This window comes from Lactobacillus rizhaonensis (assembly GCF_036246345.1).
Lineage (GTDB): Bacteria > Bacillota > Bacilli > Lactobacillales > Lactobacillaceae > Lactobacillus > Lactobacillus rizhaonensis.
Genome location: NZ_BTTV01000005.1, coordinates 25619 through 46817, shown reverse-complemented (window position 1 = coordinate 46817; position 21199 = coordinate 25619). Strand labels below are relative to the sequence as shown.

The following is a 21199-nucleotide window of genomic DNA, read 5'->3' as shown; positions in this document are numbered from 1 at the left end:
GCTAAAAGTAATGTCATACTTTTAGCTGCTTTCTAGCTATGCATTTGCAATTTTTAAGTTATTTGCTTCTCGTATTCTCTGAGTAACTATTCTAATTTATGTGATTTAGCTAAGGATTCATCATCTTTAGGTCGATAAAATTTTCGACCACCCTGACTCATAATGTTTTCGGTAAAGTTCCCCGGTCGTGTATGTTGTAATGCATTAGTAATAGCATAAATTGACGCATCTAAATCATCAATGCGATGTAACAATTCTGCTTCCAGGAGCGCCGGCAGTTTGGGGGAACCATACTCAAATTTACCATGATGAGATAAAACCATGTGACGCAATAAGAGTAGATCTTCTGATTCAAGATCAATATTTAATTGTTGCGCCGCTAACATAATTTGCTCGTCAATTAAAACCAAGTGGCCAATCAAGTTACCCTCATTAGTATATTGAGTTGCAGCCGGACCAGTTAATTCCAATACTTTACCCATATCGTGCAGAATACAGCCAGCATATAATAACGAACGATTAATTTGCGCATAATTATTTGCCAATCCTTTGGCATCGCGCAACATTGACAATGTATGGTATGCTAGACCTCCTCGTACGGCATGGTGGTTACTTTTTCCAGCTGGAAACTCAAAGAAGCGTTTATCCCATTTTTTTAATAAAAAACGTACTATTCGGTTCCAAGTTGGATTTAAAATTTCAAAAACATACTGATTGATTTCTTCCTTCATATCAGCAACTTTTTCAGGTGCTGATTTAATAAACTGCCTGAGATCATAACCTTCTTCAGGCCCAACAACACGTAAACTATAAATTTTTATTTGTGGCTGGCCCTGATATTCTTCCCGTTTGCCGTTAAGTTCAACAATTGTTCCTGAATTAAATGTAGAGGCATCCTGGTCATTGGCATCCCAAAAATTACCGCGAATTTCACCAGATGAATCACCAAATGACATTGCCAAATAAAGCTTACCCTTTTTGGTGTGTCTTAGTTGCGAGTTCTTAATTAACACGACCAACTCTAATTCTTCGCCATCATTATAATCCAGTAAGCGTTTATACATGTTCGGTTCCTTTCTTAAAAGTTAGCGGCTGTAATTGCAGTTTATCAACAAGGCTTCTTTGGGCAGTAAAAATTAATACCTGGTTGCTTTGCGCAATTGTCTGAAGCAACTTTTCGATTTCATTAATCCTTTGGTCATCAAAGTTAACGAAAGAGTCATCAATCAAAATTGGTAAATTAATTTGATCTTTTATGTGTTCAACAAAAGCCAGTTTCAAAGCAAAATAAAGTTGCTCAGAGGTACCCCGAGAAAGATATTCCACCGCTAATTTTTTACCATCAAAACGAGTAACCGTTATTTTTTTACCTATTTCAATATTATTATACCGATTATTTGTCAATAGTCGCAAATATTCTTTTGCAGTAATTAGCATTTTAGGAAACCGTTCATTAGAGGCAAGGTCAAGTGCGCGACTAATCCACTTGGCAGTAAATAAATTAGCCAAATATTCAGCACTTAAATTTCTAAGTTTAGTTCTTAAGTTTGCCAGTTTTTGTTTTTCTTCGAATACCGCCGTTGAACTGGCTAGATTTTCCATCTTGACTTTAGTTTCAGCCGTTTTACTTTGTAAAAGTTTAATTTTTTCATTAAATAAGGAAATTTGAGTCGCTAAATCCTGTAATTTCTTGTGTCCACTATTTTTATCTTGTACAAATTCTTGCAATTGGGTGAGATCGCTTTGCAAACTGGATTTGAGAGCACTAATCTGGGTTTTAATATTATCCTGTTTCAGCTTTTGTTTTTGAATTTCTTTATATTCATTTAAGTTGTTGACTTGAGCTCTAGCCAAAATCATTTTTAACTTAACATTAACTTCTTGGAGCTCTTCATCATTTTCAGTTAAATTGTTTTTTAAACTATTTTGCTTTTCTCTGCGTTTACGATCCGTATCGATTTTTTCAGCAAGCTGGTCTAAAGCACGCAATACATCCGAAAAATTTGCATCTATTGCTTGTTTCAGTTCTTGACTTAACTCGACAGCAAACGGTGTGAGTAAATCAAATAACTCCGATTTACGCAACTGATTTCTCTTCAAGTTTTGGGACAGAACCTGATACTGTCTCCATTCATTAATTAAATTATTGAGATCTAAATTGCTGGGATTAATGCCATATTGTTTTTCAAATAAAAACCGTTGCTCTTTAACTCTTCTGTTTCTTTCAGCTTGTACTTTAGCAGATTTTTGCACTTGCGTTTGCTGGTAATAACCAAACACTGCAAGAGCTATACCAACACCCGTAGCAAGCAAACCGAAGGCACGCGCAATGAATAGTAAAATTAGCCCTAAAATGAAAATGGTTCCACCTAGCAAAAGAAATTGTTTAGGCTTAGTGCTTTTATCCTGGTTAATAACTGTTTCTTTTGGCGGTAATTTTCGAAAATCTTCCTGCAGCTTAATTACTTGCTCTTGGGTCAATGCAGCAATTTGATTCAGGTTAGGATCAAGAGTAATGAGCTGCTGTTGCTCGTTTTTAATTTGCGACTCTTTTTGTATGCAGCTGCGATATTCTGCTTGCCATTGTAAAATTTCCGGTTTCTTTTGCAGCAGCTTTGCTCCTCTCACATCTTCATCTTGATCTTGAGGATATTTATCTATCTTTTCTGAGATTTTTTGTTGTTTTTTACGCAAAGTTTCTGCTTGAATTGCTAAATTTTGTGCAGATTGATATTGCTCCGAGTCAAAGTGAATTGTTTTGATCTGATTTTGTAAATTCTGCAATTTTTCGTAACTGGGGACAAGCTTTTCAATCTTCTCCAAGCTGTCATATTTTCTTTGCAGTTCTAGTCTTTTTTCCTCTTCATTGTGCTGCAGCTCTTCTTGCTTTTTTAAGTTACTATTTAGCTCTTTATAAACAGAAAACTCATTTTCAGAATCACTTACTTTACTTTGCTGTTCTTGAATCTGCAGCAAAAGCTGATTAACCGGAAGTTTCCTACCCTTCTTTTTAAATAAACTGTCAGCGTTTTTGGCAAAATCATCGCGCACAGTTATCAATTTGTCACTGTCGGCTGCGCCTAGGTAATATATGCGTTCTAATAAGTCCTTTTGCTTGATCTGATCAACTTTGGTCAACATATCCTGATTGAAGATAAAACTGTCGGCATAAAAGTTACCGTCAATGTTCTTTATTTGGTCAAAAAAAACATTTTCGGGCACTACTTGATTGTCACATTTAACTGTTAGTGTGCCTAATTTAGAGCCTTTGCCATGTGCGTAAAGCCGTTCCAGCTCATAGCACTGTCCTTTTTCATTCTCAAAAAGCAAATAGCCTCCCATTGGACTAACTTGTGCCAAAGGAGTGTAGTTTTCAAAAAAGGGCGAATTGTGTGAAGCAAGATGAAAGCCAAATAAAATTTGCTTAATAAAAGCAACGATTGTGCTTTTCCCTGCTTCATTTGCACCATAAAAGACGTTAATGTCAGGATTAAGTAAATCAAAGGTGAAATTTGAAAATTGACCAAAATTAATTATCTTAAGTTTAATTAATTTCATCATTGACTCCTTTCAATTTACTGTTCAGTTTTACTTCTGCCAGTTGTTTAACCTCCTGAATAAAATCTGAGTCTTGAGCTAAATTATTAGTAAACTCAGTTTTTAAGGACCAGTCTTTACTAATTTGAGCAAATTGATCCGTGGCAAAAATCTCTTCTTCAGCCTGTTTAAAATATTTTTGATCGTTAACAGCAACTGCTAATTTGCTTCCATTAATAAAACGCACATCTACCAACTGAGAACCATGAGCAAGTTTTTCTGAAATCATTTGCCAAAAATCACTGTCTTGAATTAATTCTGTTTCTTTTTCATTTAAAAAATCTGCGCCCTTTATTTGTAAGCAAAAATAGGTAGTGGCAGCCGCTTTCAAGCAATTAATAATCATCTTTTCCAGCTCGGTTTTCGCTATTGGCTTAGTTAATTCAAGCTGTCTTTTATCCCATGAAATAAGATTAGTCTGAACGAAATGAATTTTGGTTTGCTTTGTTTGCTCATCAATAGTGCCTAAATAACAGCCTTTTGGACCATTTTCGTTAATGTGACGACCTTGAATATTGCCAGGATAAACAATTAGTGGTGTTTCTGACAATACCTGCCTTAAATGGATATGACCGAGAGCAAAATAATCGTAATTAAGATTTTGTAATTCACTTAAACTAAAAGGGGCATATACATTTTGAGAGCTCAAACCTGCCCTTTCCTGAGCATGCATAATACCAAAAGTGTAATGATTACTTTTAGGAGGAAATTGGGCGGCAAGATCATCAGTAATATGATTAGCCAAATATGAAAAACCAGTCACGTCATATTCAAAACCACTTTTAGTAGTGTAAGAAGCAGTTTCAACTTTTTCGTCCTCACCTAACAATTTAAAATACGGGTTTTCGGGTACCAAAAGGTCTTCTTTTGCCATATGATCGTGATTGCCCAAGATCATAACTACTTGAATCTTAGCTGTGATTAAGCGCTCAATTTCACGTGCGAAAAAAATCTGGGCGCTGGGATTAGGCTTGAAACTATCGAAAGTGTCACCTGCAATTAATACTAAATCAACATTTTCTTTGATAGCTAAATCAACAATATTAGTTAAAGACTGCATCGGAGCTTTTTGAATTTGGTTAAAACTCTTAGATGGTAAAAAAGATAGCCCCAAAAATGGACTATCTAAATGTGCGTCAGCAAAATGGATAAATTTCATCGTTATTTTTTAATTTCTAAGACCGTCATAAAGGTCACTAACGGGTTTGGTAATTGCCTTTTGAACATCTTCAATTGTTTTAGAGACAGCCTGCTCTGCTTGCAAAAGTTGCAATATTTGATCATTCTTTTGCACTTTTTCATTCAACTTTTTATAATCTTCCTCTAAATCCTTAGGAAAGTCCCTTCCTTCAGATTGGGAATTAATGATTTTAGTTTGCATCTCATCCATCTGCTTGAACAAAGTTGCACTTTCTTTATTATTTTTTACTGCATTGACGGCATTTTCCAAAGCCTTGAATTCATCAAGCTTTTGCAAATCTGCCGCTACCTGGTTTGCTGAATCGTAAATATTTATCATATTTTTTCCTCCTAATTAGTGACCTAAAAGTCCTTTAATGTCATTATACCATTCATTAATCTTTTCACTGGCAGATCCGAGCCCTTTTTCAATTTTGTCACCAAAACCTTTTGTCCAATCAGTACCAGCACCGTTATTTTGGATAATTTGCCTTGGCGCTTGTTCTCTAAATTGATTCTGTGCCGTGTATGGCAAAATGCCCTCCATTTCTGCTTTATAAAGCCTAGTGATACCAGTTTCAGATACACCATGCATGAAATGTTGCTGATTAGTGCGATCAAAACCGACCCAAGTAGCTACAACAACATCTGGGGTATAACCAACAATCCATTGGTCCTTAGTGCCAAAGCCGTATGTATTAGGAACTTCAGTAGAACCAGTTTTGCCGGCAACGCGATAGCCGGCAGGTTGAGCTGAAGTTCCTGTACCACCTGCAAATACCCCTAACAGCATTGTGGTCATCTCTTTTGCCGTGTTTTCAGAGATAATTCGATGGGTACCTATATCGTGATTTTCTGCAATAACATTACCACTCGCATCAGTAATTTTGGTAATAAAGTAAGAATTGTTCGGTAAATTACCTTTATTAGCAAAAGCCGAATAGGCACGAGCCATTTGGATAGGTGAAACACCAGTTGATAATCCGCCTAAAGCCAAAGCTAAATTTTGATCTTCTTTCGGTACCTTCAAACCAAAATTATTAGCAGACTGAACGCCTTTAGATACTCCAATGCGGTCTAATAGCCAAACAGCAGGCACATTTTTACTTTGAGCTAAAGCTACATACATTGGAATTTTATCTGAATAACCATTGTCAACATTGTGTGGCTGATAACCATTTTTCCCAAAGCGCTGCAATTGGTTAGAAAGCTGGGAATCATAATGATATCCTTGTTGCAAAGCAGGCGCATATGAAACGATAGGTTTAATTGAAGAACCAGGTTGTCTCTTCATTTGTGTAGCCCGATTATAACCACGGAAGACATGCTTGCCACGACCTCCTACTACAGCTCTTACTGCACCAGTAGTAGGATCCATTACAACAGTTGCACCTTGAGTTTTAGTACCATCAGCAGCATTTTGTGGGAATAAATAATCCTGGTTAAATCTTTCTTGCAGCTGACTCTGATAATTTTGATTAAGAGTAGTATATATTTTCAGACCCTTATTCATCACATCTTCTTCTTTTAAGCCATAGCGATTAATTGCTTCATCAACGACAGCGTCAAAGAAATAGGGATAACGATAGCCATCTTTATTGTGATATGTATCACGTAAAGTTAAACCAATTTTCTTTTCACTTTCAGCCTGTGATTTTGATAATTTTTTATTATCAACCATCAAACTCAAAATTAGATTGCGCCGTGATAAAGCATAAGACATGTGATCAATAGGGTTATACTTGCTAGGATTACGCAAAATACCTGCTAATGTTGCACCTTCACCAACTGTCAATTGACTGGCACTCTTGCCAAAATATTTTTGGCTGGCATCTTCTACGCCCCAGACGCCATTACCAAAATAGGAATTGTTAAGATACATGGTTAATATATCTTTTTTGGAATAAACATGATTAAGTTCGATAGCAAAGAAAAGTTCCTCAACTTTACGCGAAAATGTTTGTTTTTGAGTTAGTAAGGCATTTTTGGCTAATTGCTGGGTGATAGTTGAACCACCTCCGGCAATTTGCCCGTGATTAAGCACTATACTTAGAGCGGCACGCCCCATTCCCTTAATACTAAAGCCGGGATTTTTCCAAAAAGTCCTGTCCTCAGTCGAAATTACAGCATTTTTCACGTTAGGTGAAATCTTGTTGTATTCAACATAAGTTCCTTTTTGTGAGTATAATGAGCCTGCTCGTTGACTTTTTTGGTCATAAATGCCTGTCGTAGCAGGTAATGACGCTTTTAAATTTGGAATATTGGATGTTTTAACTTTAACGGTATAATAAGTACAAACCAAGAGAATGACGGTAAGCAAAATCAGAATGATCCAGCGACCGATAAAAAAACGATGATCAAAACGGTACCATAAACCACGTTTATCGTTTTTCTTTGGTTCATTGTTTTCCATTTTATCTGCTCCTTTAGAAACAATTAAAATTGTATCATATTAGAGGACATTACCTTTATTTTCAAAAAGATTTAACAAATATTTATGAGCTATTATTTTACATTTAATTTTCCCCAAAATCTCGAACCATGCTCAGTAAACGACTTATTGCGTCTTTTGCTGATCCCACGCAAATGGCGTCATTACTTGCGAACTGAACACCAAATTTTGATTAACGGCACTTATCATTATTTTAATCAAATGGTCTTTCCGGACGATAAAATTGAGCTATGGCTTAATCACATTGAGAGTAGTCAAAATACGTACCCAGCAAGTGGACAAATGCCAGAAGTGATTTACGAAGATCAAAATCTGTTAATTATTAATAAACCCGCAGGACAAAAAACACATCCTAACTTAAGTGAAACCACCACTGCCTTGAATGATTGTGCCACTTATTTAGGTTATTCTCCTTTTATTGTACATCGTTTGGATATGCTAACTAGTGGTTTACTTTTGGTTGCTAAAAATCCGGCGGTGGTTCCTATTTTAAATCGTGAATTAAGCAGTAAACTTTTTCACCGTGAATATTTAGCAGTAGTTGATCTGACTAAGCCAATTGCAGATACTGGCATAATTAACCTGCCAATAGGGAGAGACCCACTTGATAAGCGCAAACGCAAGATTATTGCTGACGGACGTAAAGCAATCACACATTACCAAATTCTAAACTATTTTAGCAATAATACTGCTTTAATTAAGCTCGAACTAGAAACGGGAAGAACACACCAAATTCGTGTTCATTTAGCGGCAATAGGTTGTCCGATTGTGGGTGATCCTTTGTATAATCCCAATTTTGTAAACAAAGAATATTTACATTTAACCGCTTATCAAATTTCTCTGGTCCTGCCATTTTCATTTGAACAATTAAAAGTCAATCTACCTAAAGCTAAAATACCTTTGCTCAAGTAAAAAATCCTTCAATGGCTTTTACTCAAGTATTAAGTGCTAAAAACTCCTATTGCTGTTTTCGATAATAAAGTAATGATCATTTAACTAAATATCACATTGAGCGCAACAATTATTTTAATTACGCGACTTCGTTAGTGTAAATTACTAGATGCTCTTGTATAATTTTATTATTGAAAAATTATATAAAGAAATTGAGAGTGAACATGAATAATCAAAAAATTTCCGATTTAGCAAAAAATGTTATTGACACGTTTAATTTACCCAGTTTAGGTGTAGGTGTTTATCATAAAGGTGATAGTTACAGTCACGTTTTTGGTAATGCAGAGCAGGATAGTTTATATCCCTTAGCATCAATTTCAAAAACTTTTTTTGCAACTGCAGTTTGTCAATTAGCTGATTCAGGTAAAATTGCTTTGGATGAGCCATTAAAAAAATACTGGCCCGGTTTTAAACTAAGAGATAAATACGCTGAAGACCACTTAACTTGGAGGGATGCTCTAAGTCACCAAAGTGGATTGCCAGCTCATGACTTAATGCGTTTTACTAATATGAACAAGCACGATCTTACTTTAAAAGAAAAGGCAGAACATGTTGGTTTTTTAGAGCCTAATCATGAACTGCGTTACAAAATGCAATATAGTAATCTAGTATTTGCTGTTGCGACATATGCTTTTGAACAAGCTATCAATCAAGATTATGGCATTTTTGAGCGCGAGCATTTACTGGAGCCTTTGCATCTGGATAATACCTATGTTAATCATCACGAGGCACCACGTGAAAGAATAGTCAAGCCGTATATTAGAGATAATGAAGATACAGAAGAAGTCTCATTTATTGCCCCAGGTAAAGTTGGTGGTGCCAGCAGCATGCTTTCAACTATCTCTGATTTGCTAACTTGGGCAAAATACCAATTAAAATTGCAAAAAGAAAGCAAAAATAACGCAATGGCTGAGCACTTTCTTCCTCAATCTATTATGTCTCCCAGCCGTGCATATGGTGGAGCAAATTTTGGCGCTTATGGTCTAGGAATGATGATGGAAGATTACCGCGGACATAAGTATTTCTACCATAGTGGTTCATATATTGGCTATTGTTCTTTCATGGGCTTTGTTCCTGACCTTGACTTAGCTTTTGTGTCAACAACAAATATGGATTCAACTGATGCCATTTTTGCTTTAGCTTATCAAACTATTGATAATGTTCTGGCTATTCACGAAACAGACTGGACTAGTAAAATTAAAAAGATAGTTGATAAAAAAGCTGTAATTCGTGAAGAAAATATCAAAAAGCAAAAAGGTAGTATTCCTCAAAATGTTAAAGCAGAAGATAATCTTTTAGGCGATTATGAAAATCCAGGATATGGTTTAATTACACTAAAAGAAAAAAATGGTGATTTGTTGGTCACCATCGGTAAATGGGACTACCCAATATTTGTAAATGAGAAAGGCAAAATGTTTGTAGAAGAAAGGTTATACCAGCATGAACTTTTGCCGATTAAACTTCAGGAAAAGCAAGTATTATTATGGACTGATCGCGCACTTAATAAACCAACGGTATTTAAAAAGGTAAAATAAAAAGCCTAACTTTTTTACATTAAAGCTAGGCTCAAAAATATTTTCTAGTAACCAGCTTGATTAAGAAAGCTGGTTTTTATTTGATATGTGAACTAATCCAGGGAACTACTTTGCCAATAACCTCATTTAGTTTGGTAAAATCACCCGTTTCAACATTGTATGTATGATTTGCATTTTCTACAGTAAAAGAATCTACGTTGGTCATATGACAATTTTTAATAAAATTTAAACTAATATTGGGATCTAAAGTTGGATCACTGGTGCATACTTCAACTAAAATCGGATTTTTAAAGTTTTTAATGTTATTATTCAAAGTCGTTTTAAGTTCGTCAAAAAATCTGCGGTATACTAGTTCAACACCACCGCTACTAGTATGAACAATGCAGTAACCTAAATTTTCCATTTCAAATTTATCATATGCCATTTCCAAAGGTTCTGAAGTATTAATCGCACCGTTTAAAGAAACTATGATTTTAGCTGGCAAATTTGAGCAAGTAAATACTAAACGTCCACCGAGACTATGACCTAATAAACCAACCTTATTTTCTGCAACATATGGTAAACTTTGCAAGTATTTAAAACTGGCCTTGACCTCTTCTGTCATTACTTTCATACCATAATTTTCTCTAGAATATAGGTTCTCACCCATACTGCATAAATCAATTCTGGCCGCTACTATTCCTGCTTCAACTATTTTTTCACTGATTCTTGCTAACATATGATTATCATTGTTTCTGGAGGACATGAAGCCATGGACCAGCAACATAGCCGGAAATTTATCTCCGCTATCAGGAATATCAATCTGTATTGGCACTTCATGATCAATGCACTTTAAAAACCGTAATTCTTCACGCACTTCAATTATCTCCTTGTATATCTCAATGATTTTATGATTTAGATATATTATACTGTTATTTTGTGGCATACACACCAAAACAATATGTGATTATTTTCCTATATATAAAAAGCCTGCAACCACTTGAAATTTCAATGTTGTAGACCTTTTTATTAATAATTAGACATAGTTAACTCGATAACATTAATGCTCAATTTTTATTTGATATGTGAACTAATCCAAGGAATCATTTGTTTGTTCAATTCAATTAATTTGGTATAATCACCTGTTTTGGCATTAAAGGTGTGATTTGCTCCTTCAATAACAATAGAATCAACATTTTCCATATGACAGTTTTTGACAAAATTAAGTCCAATATTCGGATCAAGAGTAGGATCGTTAGCTGCAATACAAATTAATATTGGGTTTTTAAAGTAACTAATATTCATATTAAGAGTATCTTTCATGTCTTTTTCAAATTTCTGATATATTAACTCGACTCTCCCATCACTAGTATGTATAATACTATAACCTAACTGCTTCATTTCTAATTTATTATATGAAGGAACCATAATCTCATTGGTATTGATTGCACCATTTAACGTGACAATTAATTTCGCAGGTAGGGTTGAACAAGTAAAAGCTAAACGACCGCCAAGACTGTGACCCAGCATACCTACATTTTTTTCAGAAATATATGGTAAAGACTGTAAGTAATTAAAGCATGCCTTAACCTCATCAATCATAATTCTCATACCATATTTTTCACGTGAGCAGATATTTTCACCCATACTGCAAAGGTCCATTCTTGCCGCAGCAATACCATTTTGAGTCAATTCTGAGCTTATTGCTTGTAACATATGGCCATCTAAATTTTTAGCTGACATAAAGCCATGAATCAAGAGCATGGCAGGAAATTTTTGGCCTTTATCTGGTAAATCTATTTGCAATGGCACTTCATGATCAATACATTTCACAAAACAAAGTTTTTCTTTCATATGATTATCTCCTTAAATTTCAGCAATAAGCTTATTTTTCTCAAACTTCACGTTTTTATATTTATTTGAGTTTAAAAGCACTACAATTACAGTATCATCCAACTTACGCTTTTTTAATTGTTCTCGATGCAATACTGCTATTTTTTGTCCTTGTGCAATTTGATCACCTGGTTTAATCAATACGGAAATATCATTTGGCTGAAGTTTCATAGAATCTAAAGTTAAGTGCAACATTACTTCATCACCATGATCGCCTTTTATTGTAATCGCATGTTTTGTAGGCGCAATTGAATTAACTTCACCGTCAATTGGAGAATAGATATCATCACTTTCCGGACTAACTCCAAAGCAGCTTCCTAGACTGCCACTAGAAAATGCATGGTCACTTATTTCACTTTGAGAAATAATTTTACCTACTACTGGAGCAGAAACGATATCATTTTTTAGATTTGACAACTGTTTAGTTTCTTTCAATTTATGACTACCATTTGACATATTAGAGTCGTCTGACTTTTTCCTACCAAAAATAGATTTTAATGACATTTGATCTACATTTGCATCATCATTCCATGACCATTTGGTGAACCAAACACCAATAAAAGATACTATCGCAACAAGTATAATGCCGCCTATTGCTTTGATTAAATTATTAGGGTCTTTTGCATTGTAAAATAAAAGTAGATTAGTTAAATAATATGCACCATAGGCATATGCTTTCGTTCCAACTATTCCGTTGTATATACTTAAAATCAAGCCAGTGATAAAATCTACAGCATACAAAACTGGCATTTTGTATAGAATACCATAAACAGTCGGCTCTGAAACACCTCCAAATAGAGCTGAAATAGCAGCTGTCCATGAAATATTTCTACCTTTAATATTTTTTGATTTTAATGCAACCCATAATGCAACGAATCCAGGTACTAATGTACCGGCCATAAACCAGATATTAATAATATCATCATAACCTAGAGTGCTTAAGTTTTGAGTTGCTATCGGAATTAATGCCAAGTGGAAGCCCGGCATAAAAACTCCTACCGTCATTGCAAAAGTATATATAGCTGGTACTGTTAACCATGGCACCGTTTTTCTGAGGAATGCTATAAATGAACTAATACCATTCGTAAACAGACCACCTAACGGTCCTGTCAGTGTTAATGTAATAATTGACATTAAAAGTAGTAGAGATACAGGTTTTAAAAAATAACGAATTGAATTAGGAATTATTTTTTTAAGCCAGCGGTCCAATAGGCTCATAATCCAAATGGATAAAATAATTTGAACTACTTGACCATTATATGTTTGCAAATGAACTGGTAATCCAAAGTAAGAAGTAAAACCTGTTGCAGAACCCTTTGCAACTAAATTACTCCAATCGGGATAAAGTAAAAAGCAAGCTAGCATGATTGATAAAATTGGATCCGTATCAAATTGCTTAGCTGATGAGTATGCCACCATGACTGGCAAAAAGTACAGAGCTGTTTGGCCCAAACTGTTTAAAATGATATAAGTTGAGTCAGTAGATTTCAAATGGAAAAACATTTGAGCAACTATAATAATTAGGGAGAAAAATCCAGCACAAATTAAAGCAGGAATGACAGGTGCCATAATTTTGGCTACTAACTCCAAAAACTCCACAAAAAGCGTTCCAATATTTTTGCGCTTTTTTACGCTTGGTTTATTTTCTACATTTCTGGCACCTGAAAAGCCGGCAACTTCTCCAAAAGCATTATAAAGATCTTCTATAATTTGACCCACAATGACTTGGACCTGGTTCGAAATTATTTCTACTCCCAAAACGCCCTCTATTTGAGTTAATTTCTTTTTATCAACATTTTCTGTACTCTTTATACCTAGTCTTAATCTTGTAGCACAATGATTGACTGAAGTTAAATTGTCCTTGCCACCAATATACTGCAAAATTTCATTAGACATTTTAATGTAATCTAAAGCCATTTTTTACCTCATTTCAATTATCTGAATAAATTAAACGTTGTAGATGTAATAACAAATATTTCTGTTCTAATTTGTCCATTGAATGTCCATATTTTTCTTTCAGCTTGTTATTAATATTCTTTATAAGCTGTTTCGTATTAGTAATAAATTCTTGATCAAAATCAAATTTGATATTTTGATCGTGATATTCCTGATTTGATACAAAGCGATATGCATAGTATTGCAAGTGTGTTCTAAACCTTTTATACGAAAAACTTTTTTTATCAAGATTGGGAAAAGCTGCATTTACTTCCCTTTCGACTTCTTTTACAACTTCCATTATCTGTTTGAGCTCATTCAATCCGTTGTTATTCCCAATCAAATTCACAACATCTATAGTTAAAAAGCCAATTTCATCATCAGGCAATTCAACATTCAAAGCCGCATCCAAATAATCCAATATCCACTCCGCAACTTGAAATTCTTTTCGATAAAAAAGCTCAGCTTCCTGCATAAACCCAAATGGCATACTAATACTGTGCTTATAGCGATACATTATTCCCTCAATATGATCAGAAATAACAAAATATGCATCATCCGAAAGCGGCTGTTCCAGCTTCCTTTCTGCATAACGAATTATAATTGTTGCCATCTCGAAATATTCATCAGGTATTTGTTCAATTAGTTTAGTAATTTTTTGATCAGCGTTAGTGTAAATTTTGTCAATTCTCGATTTATCTATTTCATCTCCCTCTTTTTTACCAAAAGTAATTCCTTTGCCAATAACAATGATTGAGTCTGAAGAACTATTGGTACAAATAGCTGCACTGTTATTTAGTTTATGAAGAATCTTCATTTTCTACCTCCTTTCCGTTTTAAGCCAAAATAAAAAAGGCCAAATATTAACTATTTTAAATAGTCTAATATTTGGTCTTGCTTTCAAAACGAAATAGCACCCATATTTAATTTCATGAATTTTGCGCCAAAGCTAACAATTTCACTGAAATTATTATATTTTATTTTTGTCCCAATTGCAAACGATTTCAAAAGATATAATTTTTCAATATGTCTATCTAAGATTTAAGTTTCGCAATTTGTAGTATTTTTCTTAAAAAAATATATGAAAAAGTTTGGATTACAAAAGTTTCCGCTTTCCAAGTTTTATAAATTTTGGCTATAGTTCATAAAATGAGAGTTCTTGACTTAAAATACTTTTATACTACTTAGTTGACATCATTAAGGCATTAACCTCAAAATTCCAAAGTAAAACTTTTTATGACATTAACTTATCTTTTTCCGCCAAAAACTGGAAAATGACTGGCAGAGCCATAATCAAAACTATTAATATTTTCCAAAGTAGCCATATCATCTTCACTTATTTCAAAATTCAATTCGGAATTTTGCTTCATATGTTCTGGATTGACAGACTTAGGTAAAACTACTGTGTTAAGTTGCCAATCATAACGAATACAAAGTTGTGCAACTGAAACATGATATTTTTCTGCCATTTTTTGAATTACTGTATTATTTAAAGCTTCACCATGCGCAACAGGTGAAAAAGACTCAACTATAATATTTTGCTGCTGACAAAAATCAATTAGTTTTTTAGGTGTTGCACCAATATGACAAAGAATTTGATTAACCATAGGCTTAACATCACTATTGTCAATTAAGTTCTGCAAGTCATCTGGTTGAAAACTAGAAACTCCAATAGCACGTAATTTTCCTTCTTTCAAAGCGTCTTCTAAAGCGTGCCAAGTTTCTAAATTACCTGCAAAATGCCGGTCATCAGATTGGTTTACCTCTTTCCATGGCTGTGGATTATGGATAATCATCATATCTAAATAATCAAGATCCATTCGCAAAAGAGTTTCATCAATAGATTTTTTAGCTTTTTGATAGTCTTTAATTTCGGCCTCTACTTTTGAGTTAACAAAAATTTGATCACGAGCAATACCTGAATTTTTAATCCCCTGACCTACTCCACTCTCGTTATGATAAGCTTGAGCAGTATCAAGATGCCTATAGCCCATTTTTAAAGCAGATTCGACTGGCGAAGCTACTTCATTATCGGGAATTTTCCAAGTTCCCAATGCCAGTTTAGGGATTTTTACCCCGTTATTCAGTGTAAATGTTTCTTCAAAAATCATAATTTTCCCTCCTTATGCCTTTTCTTGAGTATAACGCTTAACTTCATGTTTAAGTCAATCATTTTTCACTTAGATTTTTAAAACTTTTTTAGTTACAATTAAGTTTAAATAGATAAAAGAAGGCAAATTTATGAAATACGTTTATTTAATGCGTCACGGACAAACTTTGTTTAATGTCCAACATAAGATTCAGGGCTTTTGTGATTCACCACTGACCTCTCTGGGAATTAAACAAGCACAAACTACGAAAAAAGATTATTTTGAAAATGAGCAGATTGCTTTAGAGGAGGCTCATTGTTCCACTTCTGAAAGGGCAATAGATACTTTAAAATTAGTTACTAATTTACCTTTTAAAGCTCATAAAGATTTACGAGAATGGAATTTTGGTACATATGAAGGGGAAGGAGAGCACCTAAATCCGCCTTTACCTTACAAAAATTTTTTCGTCCAGTTTGGTGGGGAATCTCAAGAACAAGTAGTTGCCAGAATTAATAAAGCGATTACAGATATTGCAGTAGCTTCCTCTCATAAACAAATTTTAATCGTTTCCCATGGTGGTGCTATAGCTAATTTCTATAGGAAATGGGAAAAATATAATACATTTAAGCGTAAGGATCATATTCAAAATTGTGCTGTTTTAAAGTACGAATATGAAAATGGTATTTTTCGTTTGCAGTCAATATTTAATCCTAGCCGTTGAAGGAATTTAAAATAAAAAAGACTAATAATTAGTATTATTAATCCACTTTTACGGAGTAAATAACACTAACCTATTAGCCTTTTTATTACCCAACTTTTTACTTTTACATTAAAGAATTTTGTACTCATTTTTGACAAAAATGTAGATTTGTTCTGCTTTCTGTCTTTTTCATAGTTATGGTGAATGACTTTAAATTTGTTCCCAAAGTATATTCAATCTTATTTGGCAAGCTTAAGTAATAATGCCAATGATTTTTTTTAAATATAGTTTTAGTGTCAATTTTACCCTGCATTGTATTAATTGACGTTTTTATTTTTGTAACTTCATCATTAAAATACGGATTAACTGAAATTTTTGAAAACCCCACAGCATTTTCAGTAAGACTTATACCGCCTAAAGCTTCAAAATACCATTTTAGATAACTAGCAAACATTGCATGATTACCAGAGTCAGAAAGTTTTCCATCAGTAAACTGTTCTTTTAAAACTTGATTTCCGTTGGATAACATGTGTTTAAAACTAATCTCACCTGACTTGGTAAGCCATTTATAAACAATGTCGTCTCTGTTCTCTTTATGTAAAATTGTATAAAGAATTGATTGACCAAAAATTCCACAATTAAATATATTTTTTTCATCTTTAATTTTTTTTTCTAAACCTTTTAAAAGTATATTTTTACTTCCCAGATTCAGGAAAAGCGCAAAAGCATATGCAGTTTGAGACCTTTGGCCATATGTACCATCCTCATTTTTATAAAGTTGATCAATTGTTTTCCTAATTTTTCTGTTTTCTTCTAATAACTCATTTGTTTCTTTACCCGAAATGTTAGATATTTTGATTGTCAATTCATTGAATAATAATATTGTGCAATAACCCACAAATGTTTTGTCAGGCGTCGCTTCATAAAAATTTGTTAGTTTCGGACTTGCGTGATCACCAATATCTTTTTGAGCTAATGTTGATAAATCCCATGACATTAGATAGTCATATTGCTTTTTAACGTATGGATAACGATCAGCTACAAATTTCTGATCCGCATAATATTGATAATATTTATATATAAGATAAGGAAAAACTATTTGCCACAATAAAGGTCCTTCACCGTCTCCTGTACCGTTTGTTTGAATACCCATATAAGGAGCTGTTTCAGGTATTCCACCTCTATCGGTTTGACCTAACAAGAAGTCATCAATTACCTTACGATTAAACTGGCTTAAATCAAAAGTGTCACTCATTGCTGTAATTAAAGCAACAATATCTCCTCCGTATTGAAGGCGTTCACGTGCACAATCTTCATAAACTGAATGTACGTTATTTAATCTTGTATTAATACCGGCATCAAATAAATTATTTAAAAAAGTATTATTTGTTTTAACCAAACCTGTTTGACTCAAATCGGTATGCACAGGTATGGCAAATATACTTTTTATTTCATCAATACTCAAATTTTCTATTTCAATATACCTAAATGAATGATAAGTGAACTTATTTTTAAAGTTATTTGTACCTTTTTTAGCATATATTACATCCTTTTCAAATGCTTTTTCAGGAGAACCAGGTCCGCCTGTTATTCCTGGAATATTTCCAATTCCGCCTGCAAAAGAAGTTTCATAAGCTAATTCCCCATTTTCTTTAGTTTCGCAATAAAATATCTGAACTTTTTTATTTTTTGTACATTCAAAGTTTAATTTTAAAAAGCCAGAAGTTGTTTTTCCGAAGTCAATTACTAACTTTTCACCTTTCTTGCTCATTTTTACAAAGTGAATAGGTTCAAATTCTCTAATTTTTGGAATAAAACTTTTAACTAGTGTTTGCTGTTCTTTTTCAGTAAGTTTTACAGTTTTGTAAGATAGCCGTTTCCCTTCAAAAGAAGAATCAACTTCTTCACCTAAAAATAAATTATTAAAAATACGATCACCTGTCATTAAATGCCAAGCACTATTACTGGTAAAAATGACATTACCTTCTAAATCTAAAAGATCTAAGACAAATTTAGGTTCTCCAACATCTTTTAAACCATGGCGAAAATTATGTTTTCCAAAAAACTTTAAGGGAAATGGATTATACATACCATTACCTAATTCAACTTCTATAAAATTTTCACCTAAATGAATCAGGCCTGTAATGTCATATTCATCGTAGTATTTTCTTTTCGAAAAATAGGTCCAATCGTTGTTCAAAACAGTATTGCTTGCGAGTCTACCATTAATTTTTAAAATATAGTAACCTAGCACACATATTTTTAACTTTAAGGAAATTACTTTTTCTAAATTAAAGTTCCCAGAATATATGACTGATGGATTTTTTTGATAATATTTCTCTTCATTTAAACCATAATTAATATGTCTTCGCGTTAACCAATGTCCCTGAAAAGTTCTAGTCATTATTTCCCTTTTTCATTTTTAATCTCTAATTTTAAATTTCGCTCATCTGCAATTTTAACAAACGGTATCCATATGAGTGTAGCAACAATGAAGCAAACAAGTTGTAAGATTGCACCACGCCAGCTTCCAGTTACTAAAAATCCACTAATAATTGGAGGGGTAGTCCAAGGAACTTGAACCGTTCCATTGGGTATTGGAACTAAATTCGTAACAAATGCTATGTATGAAATAATCGCTGAAACTGCCGGAGTTATTATTAAAGGAATAAAGTAAGTAAAATCAAGCATCAATGGAATACCAAATAAAGTTGGTTCACCTATTCCAAAAATATAAGGTATAAGTGCAACTTTCTTTAGTGCTTTGTATCTTTCGCTATGTGCAACTATAGTTATGGCAATTATAGCACCTGCTACACCAATGCTGGCAAACTGATCCCAAAAGCTTTGATTTATAACATTAGGTAGTGCTTTATGCGTTAAATAAGCTGTTTTATTTTGATCTTGCAATACCTGTAGAATTGGTGTCATTACGCTATTAACGATACTATCTCCATGTATACCAAAAAACCATAAAAATTGTGAAAACAGTTTTGCTATTACAATACCAAAAATTGATCCTCCAACTGCTTTTAATGGTGTACCAAGAATCTTATTAATTATCTCAAGCGCACTCAAATTAAAATATGTTCCTAAAATTATTCTTATAACCCAAAAGACAGTTATAACAATCAATGAAGGAATAATTGATTCAAAAGGTTTTGAAACAGCAGGTGGCACTGAAGATGGTAATTTTATTGTAATCCCTTTTTTATCTATAGTTCTATAAATGATAGAGACAAGAATTGAAACAACTATTGCTAAAAAGATAGACTGAGCCCCTATGTTTGTAACCTGAAGTATGTTATTACCATTTTTATCAAGCTGATAAGGTGTCAAAATAAAGAAACACACTAATGCTGTTAACATTATCGGTGTATCATCTAACTTCATTTCAATCGCAAGGTTTTTTGATATAGCTAGCAAAACAATTAGACCGCCAATTACTAAACTAGCATCGTTTACTATTCCCAATCTTGCAGCGAATTCATTTACACTTAATTTAAAAAGAGAAGCTAAAAAACTAGTTACTTCTGGAATTGGAAAACTTCCAATTATTAAAAATACTGACGCTATAATAGTAAATGGTACATAAGCTAGCATTCCATTTTTAATTGCTTGAATATAAGCATTTGAATTGAAAAAAGCTGATAATTTTCCCAATTTTTCTTGTATTTTTTCTGTCTGACTTGTTTTCATAATTGAATCTCCATGTTATCACTTTCTATGTAAATGCATTTACTTTTTCTTTCAATTTGAATTGTAAGCGATTCATATTAATGCTACAATATCAAAAAGTTTAATCATTTAGAACAGAAATACAGGTAGGAATAATGGAAAAAAATATATACGCTCAATTACTTGAACCTAATCCCATTGAGTCTTCTCAATTAATTGACCACAAATTCCATAGCGATTTTAAAAATAAAACTCTTATTAGTTTAGAAAATTCACAGATACCTGTTTTTACAACTGGATTTATTAAAAACAGAGAGATTTATATTGCGAAGCATAATCGCTTTGCCTCATATCCCAAGCATTCACATACATTTGTGGAAATCAATTACGTACTTAGTGGAAAAGCAGTAGAAATTGTTAATGGTCAGAGAATAATTCTTGAAAGTGGAGATTTGTTGCTATTGGATATAGGAACAGTACATTCTATTAAGTCACTTGACTTTAAAGATATTCTTATAAATATTGTTTTTAGAGATATTAATTATGCATTTGATAATTTAAATAAAATCAGTGAAAATGATACGATTGGAAACCTATATTATTCTAATATTTTTGATAAACATTTTCTTTTATTCAAAAAAGAAGATACCGAATCTAGTTTACAAACAATAGTGGAATTAATGATTACAGAATATTTACAAAACAAAAAAAATGCGGATTCCATACTAGACTCGTACATAAATGTTTTTTTCAAATTATTATTTCGTAATATTAATATTAATTCAAAAACTATTTATGATAGTGAACAAGATAAACTAGTATTACTAATCTTAAGAGAGATAATGAACTCCTATCAAACAATATCACTCAATCGTATTGCTACTAAATATAATTATAATAGAAATTATTTAGGCAACCTATTTAAAGAAAAGCTTGGAGATACTTTTTCAAATGTCTTAACTGATAAAAGACTGTCAGTTGCCTATGAGAAGCTATTGCATAGTAATGATTCGGTTTATCAAATTGCTAATTCAGTTGGTATTTCAAATACAACCTTTTTTTATAAGAAATTTAGAGAAAAATACCACGAACTTCCTTTGGAAATTAGGAAGAAAAAACAGTAGTAAAAATAAAGTCTGATCAAAAAGAATAGATAAAAGTTTGGAAAAAGAAAAAGGCCAATAAATTAACGTCTCTTCAACGTAATTTA

16 protein-coding genes are annotated in these 21199 nt (G+C 33.1%); 4 read left to right on the top strand and 12 right to left on the bottom strand.

Features of this window, described 5'->3' with window-relative positions:
• Positions 1–86: 86 nt before the first annotated feature.
• The 5 genes from AAA915_RS07045 to AAA915_RS07025 are packed head-to-tail and all read right to left on the bottom strand — an operon-like array spanning position 87 to position 7189.
• Positions 87–1064: a 3'-5' exoribonuclease YhaM family protein gene (locus AAA915_RS07045; protein ID WP_122026246.1), complete on the bottom strand. Its 978-nt coding sequence runs from the start codon at positions 1062–1064 to the stop codon at positions 87–89.
• Positions 1057–3558 (bottom strand): ATP-binding protein, encoded by a 2502-nt coding sequence (locus AAA915_RS07040; protein ID WP_338201003.1) that lies wholly within the window; start codon positions 3556–3558, stop codon positions 1057–1059. Before AAA915_RS07040 ends, AAA915_RS07045 begins: the two co-directional genes overlap by 8 nt.
• On the bottom strand, positions 3545–4756 hold the full coding sequence (locus AAA915_RS07035) for a metallophosphoesterase family protein (protein WP_338201001.1): 1212 nt from the start codon (positions 4754–4756) through the stop codon (positions 3545–3547). Before AAA915_RS07035 ends, AAA915_RS07040 begins: the two co-directional genes overlap by 14 nt.
• A 9-nt stretch (positions 4757–4765) precedes the next feature.
• A complete protein-coding gene (locus AAA915_RS07030) occupies positions 4766–5116 on the bottom strand; it encodes a YlbF family regulator (RefSeq protein ID WP_338200999.1) in 351 nt (116 codons plus the stop codon).
• A gap of 15 nt (positions 5117–5131) precedes the next feature.
• Complete coding sequence (locus tag AAA915_RS07025) at positions 5132–7189, bottom strand: PBP1A family penicillin-binding protein (RefSeq protein ID WP_338200997.1); 2058 nt, start codon at positions 7187–7189, stop codon at positions 5132–5134.
• Between the two features lie 84 nt (positions 7190–7273).
• Between AAA915_RS07025 and AAA915_RS07020 the strand changes: the two genes are divergently transcribed.
• Both AAA915_RS07020 and AAA915_RS07015 read left to right on the top strand, forming a co-directional pair.
• Positions 7274–8140 (top strand): RluA family pseudouridine synthase, encoded by an 867-nt coding sequence (locus tag AAA915_RS07020; RefSeq protein WP_338200995.1) that lies wholly within the window; start codon positions 7274–7276, stop codon positions 8138–8140.
• Between the two features lie 203 nt (positions 8141–8343).
• Entirely contained in the window at positions 8344–9714 is a 1371-nt protein-coding gene (locus tag AAA915_RS07015) for a serine hydrolase domain-containing protein (RefSeq protein WP_338200994.1), read from the top strand.
• Between the two features lie 76 nt (positions 9715–9790).
• Here AAA915_RS07015 and AAA915_RS07010 read toward each other — a convergent pair whose 3' ends face one another.
• The 5 genes from AAA915_RS07010 to AAA915_RS06990 form a co-directional block, all read right to left on the bottom strand.
• The gene (locus AAA915_RS07010) at positions 9791–10570 is read right to left on the bottom strand and encodes an alpha/beta hydrolase family protein (protein ID WP_338200992.1); all 780 of its coding nucleotides are present in this window, start codon (positions 10568–10570) and stop codon (positions 9791–9793) included.
• 197 nt (positions 10571–10767) lie between these two features.
• Positions 10768–11547: an alpha/beta hydrolase family protein gene (locus tag AAA915_RS07005; RefSeq protein WP_338200990.1), complete on the bottom strand. Its 780-nt coding sequence runs from the start codon at positions 11545–11547 to the stop codon at positions 10768–10770.
• A gap of 12 nt (positions 11548–11559) precedes the next feature.
• On the bottom strand, positions 11560–13503 hold the full coding sequence (locus AAA915_RS07000; RefSeq protein WP_338200988.1) for a PTS glucose transporter subunit IIA: 1944 nt from the start codon (positions 13501–13503) through the stop codon (positions 11560–11562).
• 13 nt (positions 13504–13516) lie between these two features.
• The gene (locus AAA915_RS06995; RefSeq protein WP_338200986.1) at positions 13517–14338 is read right to left on the bottom strand and encodes a PRD domain-containing protein; all 822 of its coding nucleotides are present in this window, start codon (positions 14336–14338) and stop codon (positions 13517–13519) included.
• Between the two features lie 430 nt (positions 14339–14768).
• The gene (locus AAA915_RS06990) at positions 14769–15635 is read right to left on the bottom strand and encodes an aldo/keto reductase (protein ID WP_338201155.1); all 867 of its coding nucleotides are present in this window, start codon (positions 15633–15635) and stop codon (positions 14769–14771) included.
• Between the two features lie 127 nt (positions 15636–15762).
• On the opposite strand from AAA915_RS06990, the gene AAA915_RS06985 reads away from it, so the two are divergent.
• Positions 15763–16332: a histidine phosphatase family protein gene (locus AAA915_RS06985; protein ID WP_338200983.1), complete on the top strand. Its 570-nt coding sequence runs from the start codon at positions 15763–15765 to the stop codon at positions 16330–16332.
• Positions 16333–16456: 124 nt separating this feature from the next.
• Here the strand turns inward: AAA915_RS06985 and AAA915_RS06980 are convergent, their stop codons facing one another.
• Together AAA915_RS06980 and AAA915_RS06975 are read right to left on the bottom strand one after the other, a co-directional pair.
• Complete coding sequence (locus tag AAA915_RS06980; RefSeq protein WP_338200982.1) at positions 16457–18715, bottom strand: family 78 glycoside hydrolase catalytic domain; 2259 nt, start codon at positions 18713–18715, stop codon at positions 16457–16459.
• Positions 18715–20010, bottom strand: a complete 1296-nt coding sequence (locus tag AAA915_RS06975; RefSeq protein WP_338200980.1) for a PTS sugar transporter subunit IIC — start codon at positions 20008–20010, stop codon at positions 18715–18717. Before AAA915_RS06975 ends, AAA915_RS06980 begins: the two co-directional genes overlap by 1 nt.
• A 134-nt stretch (positions 20011–20144) precedes the next feature.
• On the opposite strand from AAA915_RS06975, the gene AAA915_RS06970 reads away from it, so the two are divergent.
• Entirely contained in the window at positions 20145–21113 is a 969-nt protein-coding gene (locus AAA915_RS06970; protein ID WP_338200978.1) for an AraC family transcriptional regulator, read from the top strand.
• The last annotated feature ends 86 nt before the right edge of the window (positions 21114–21199 follow it).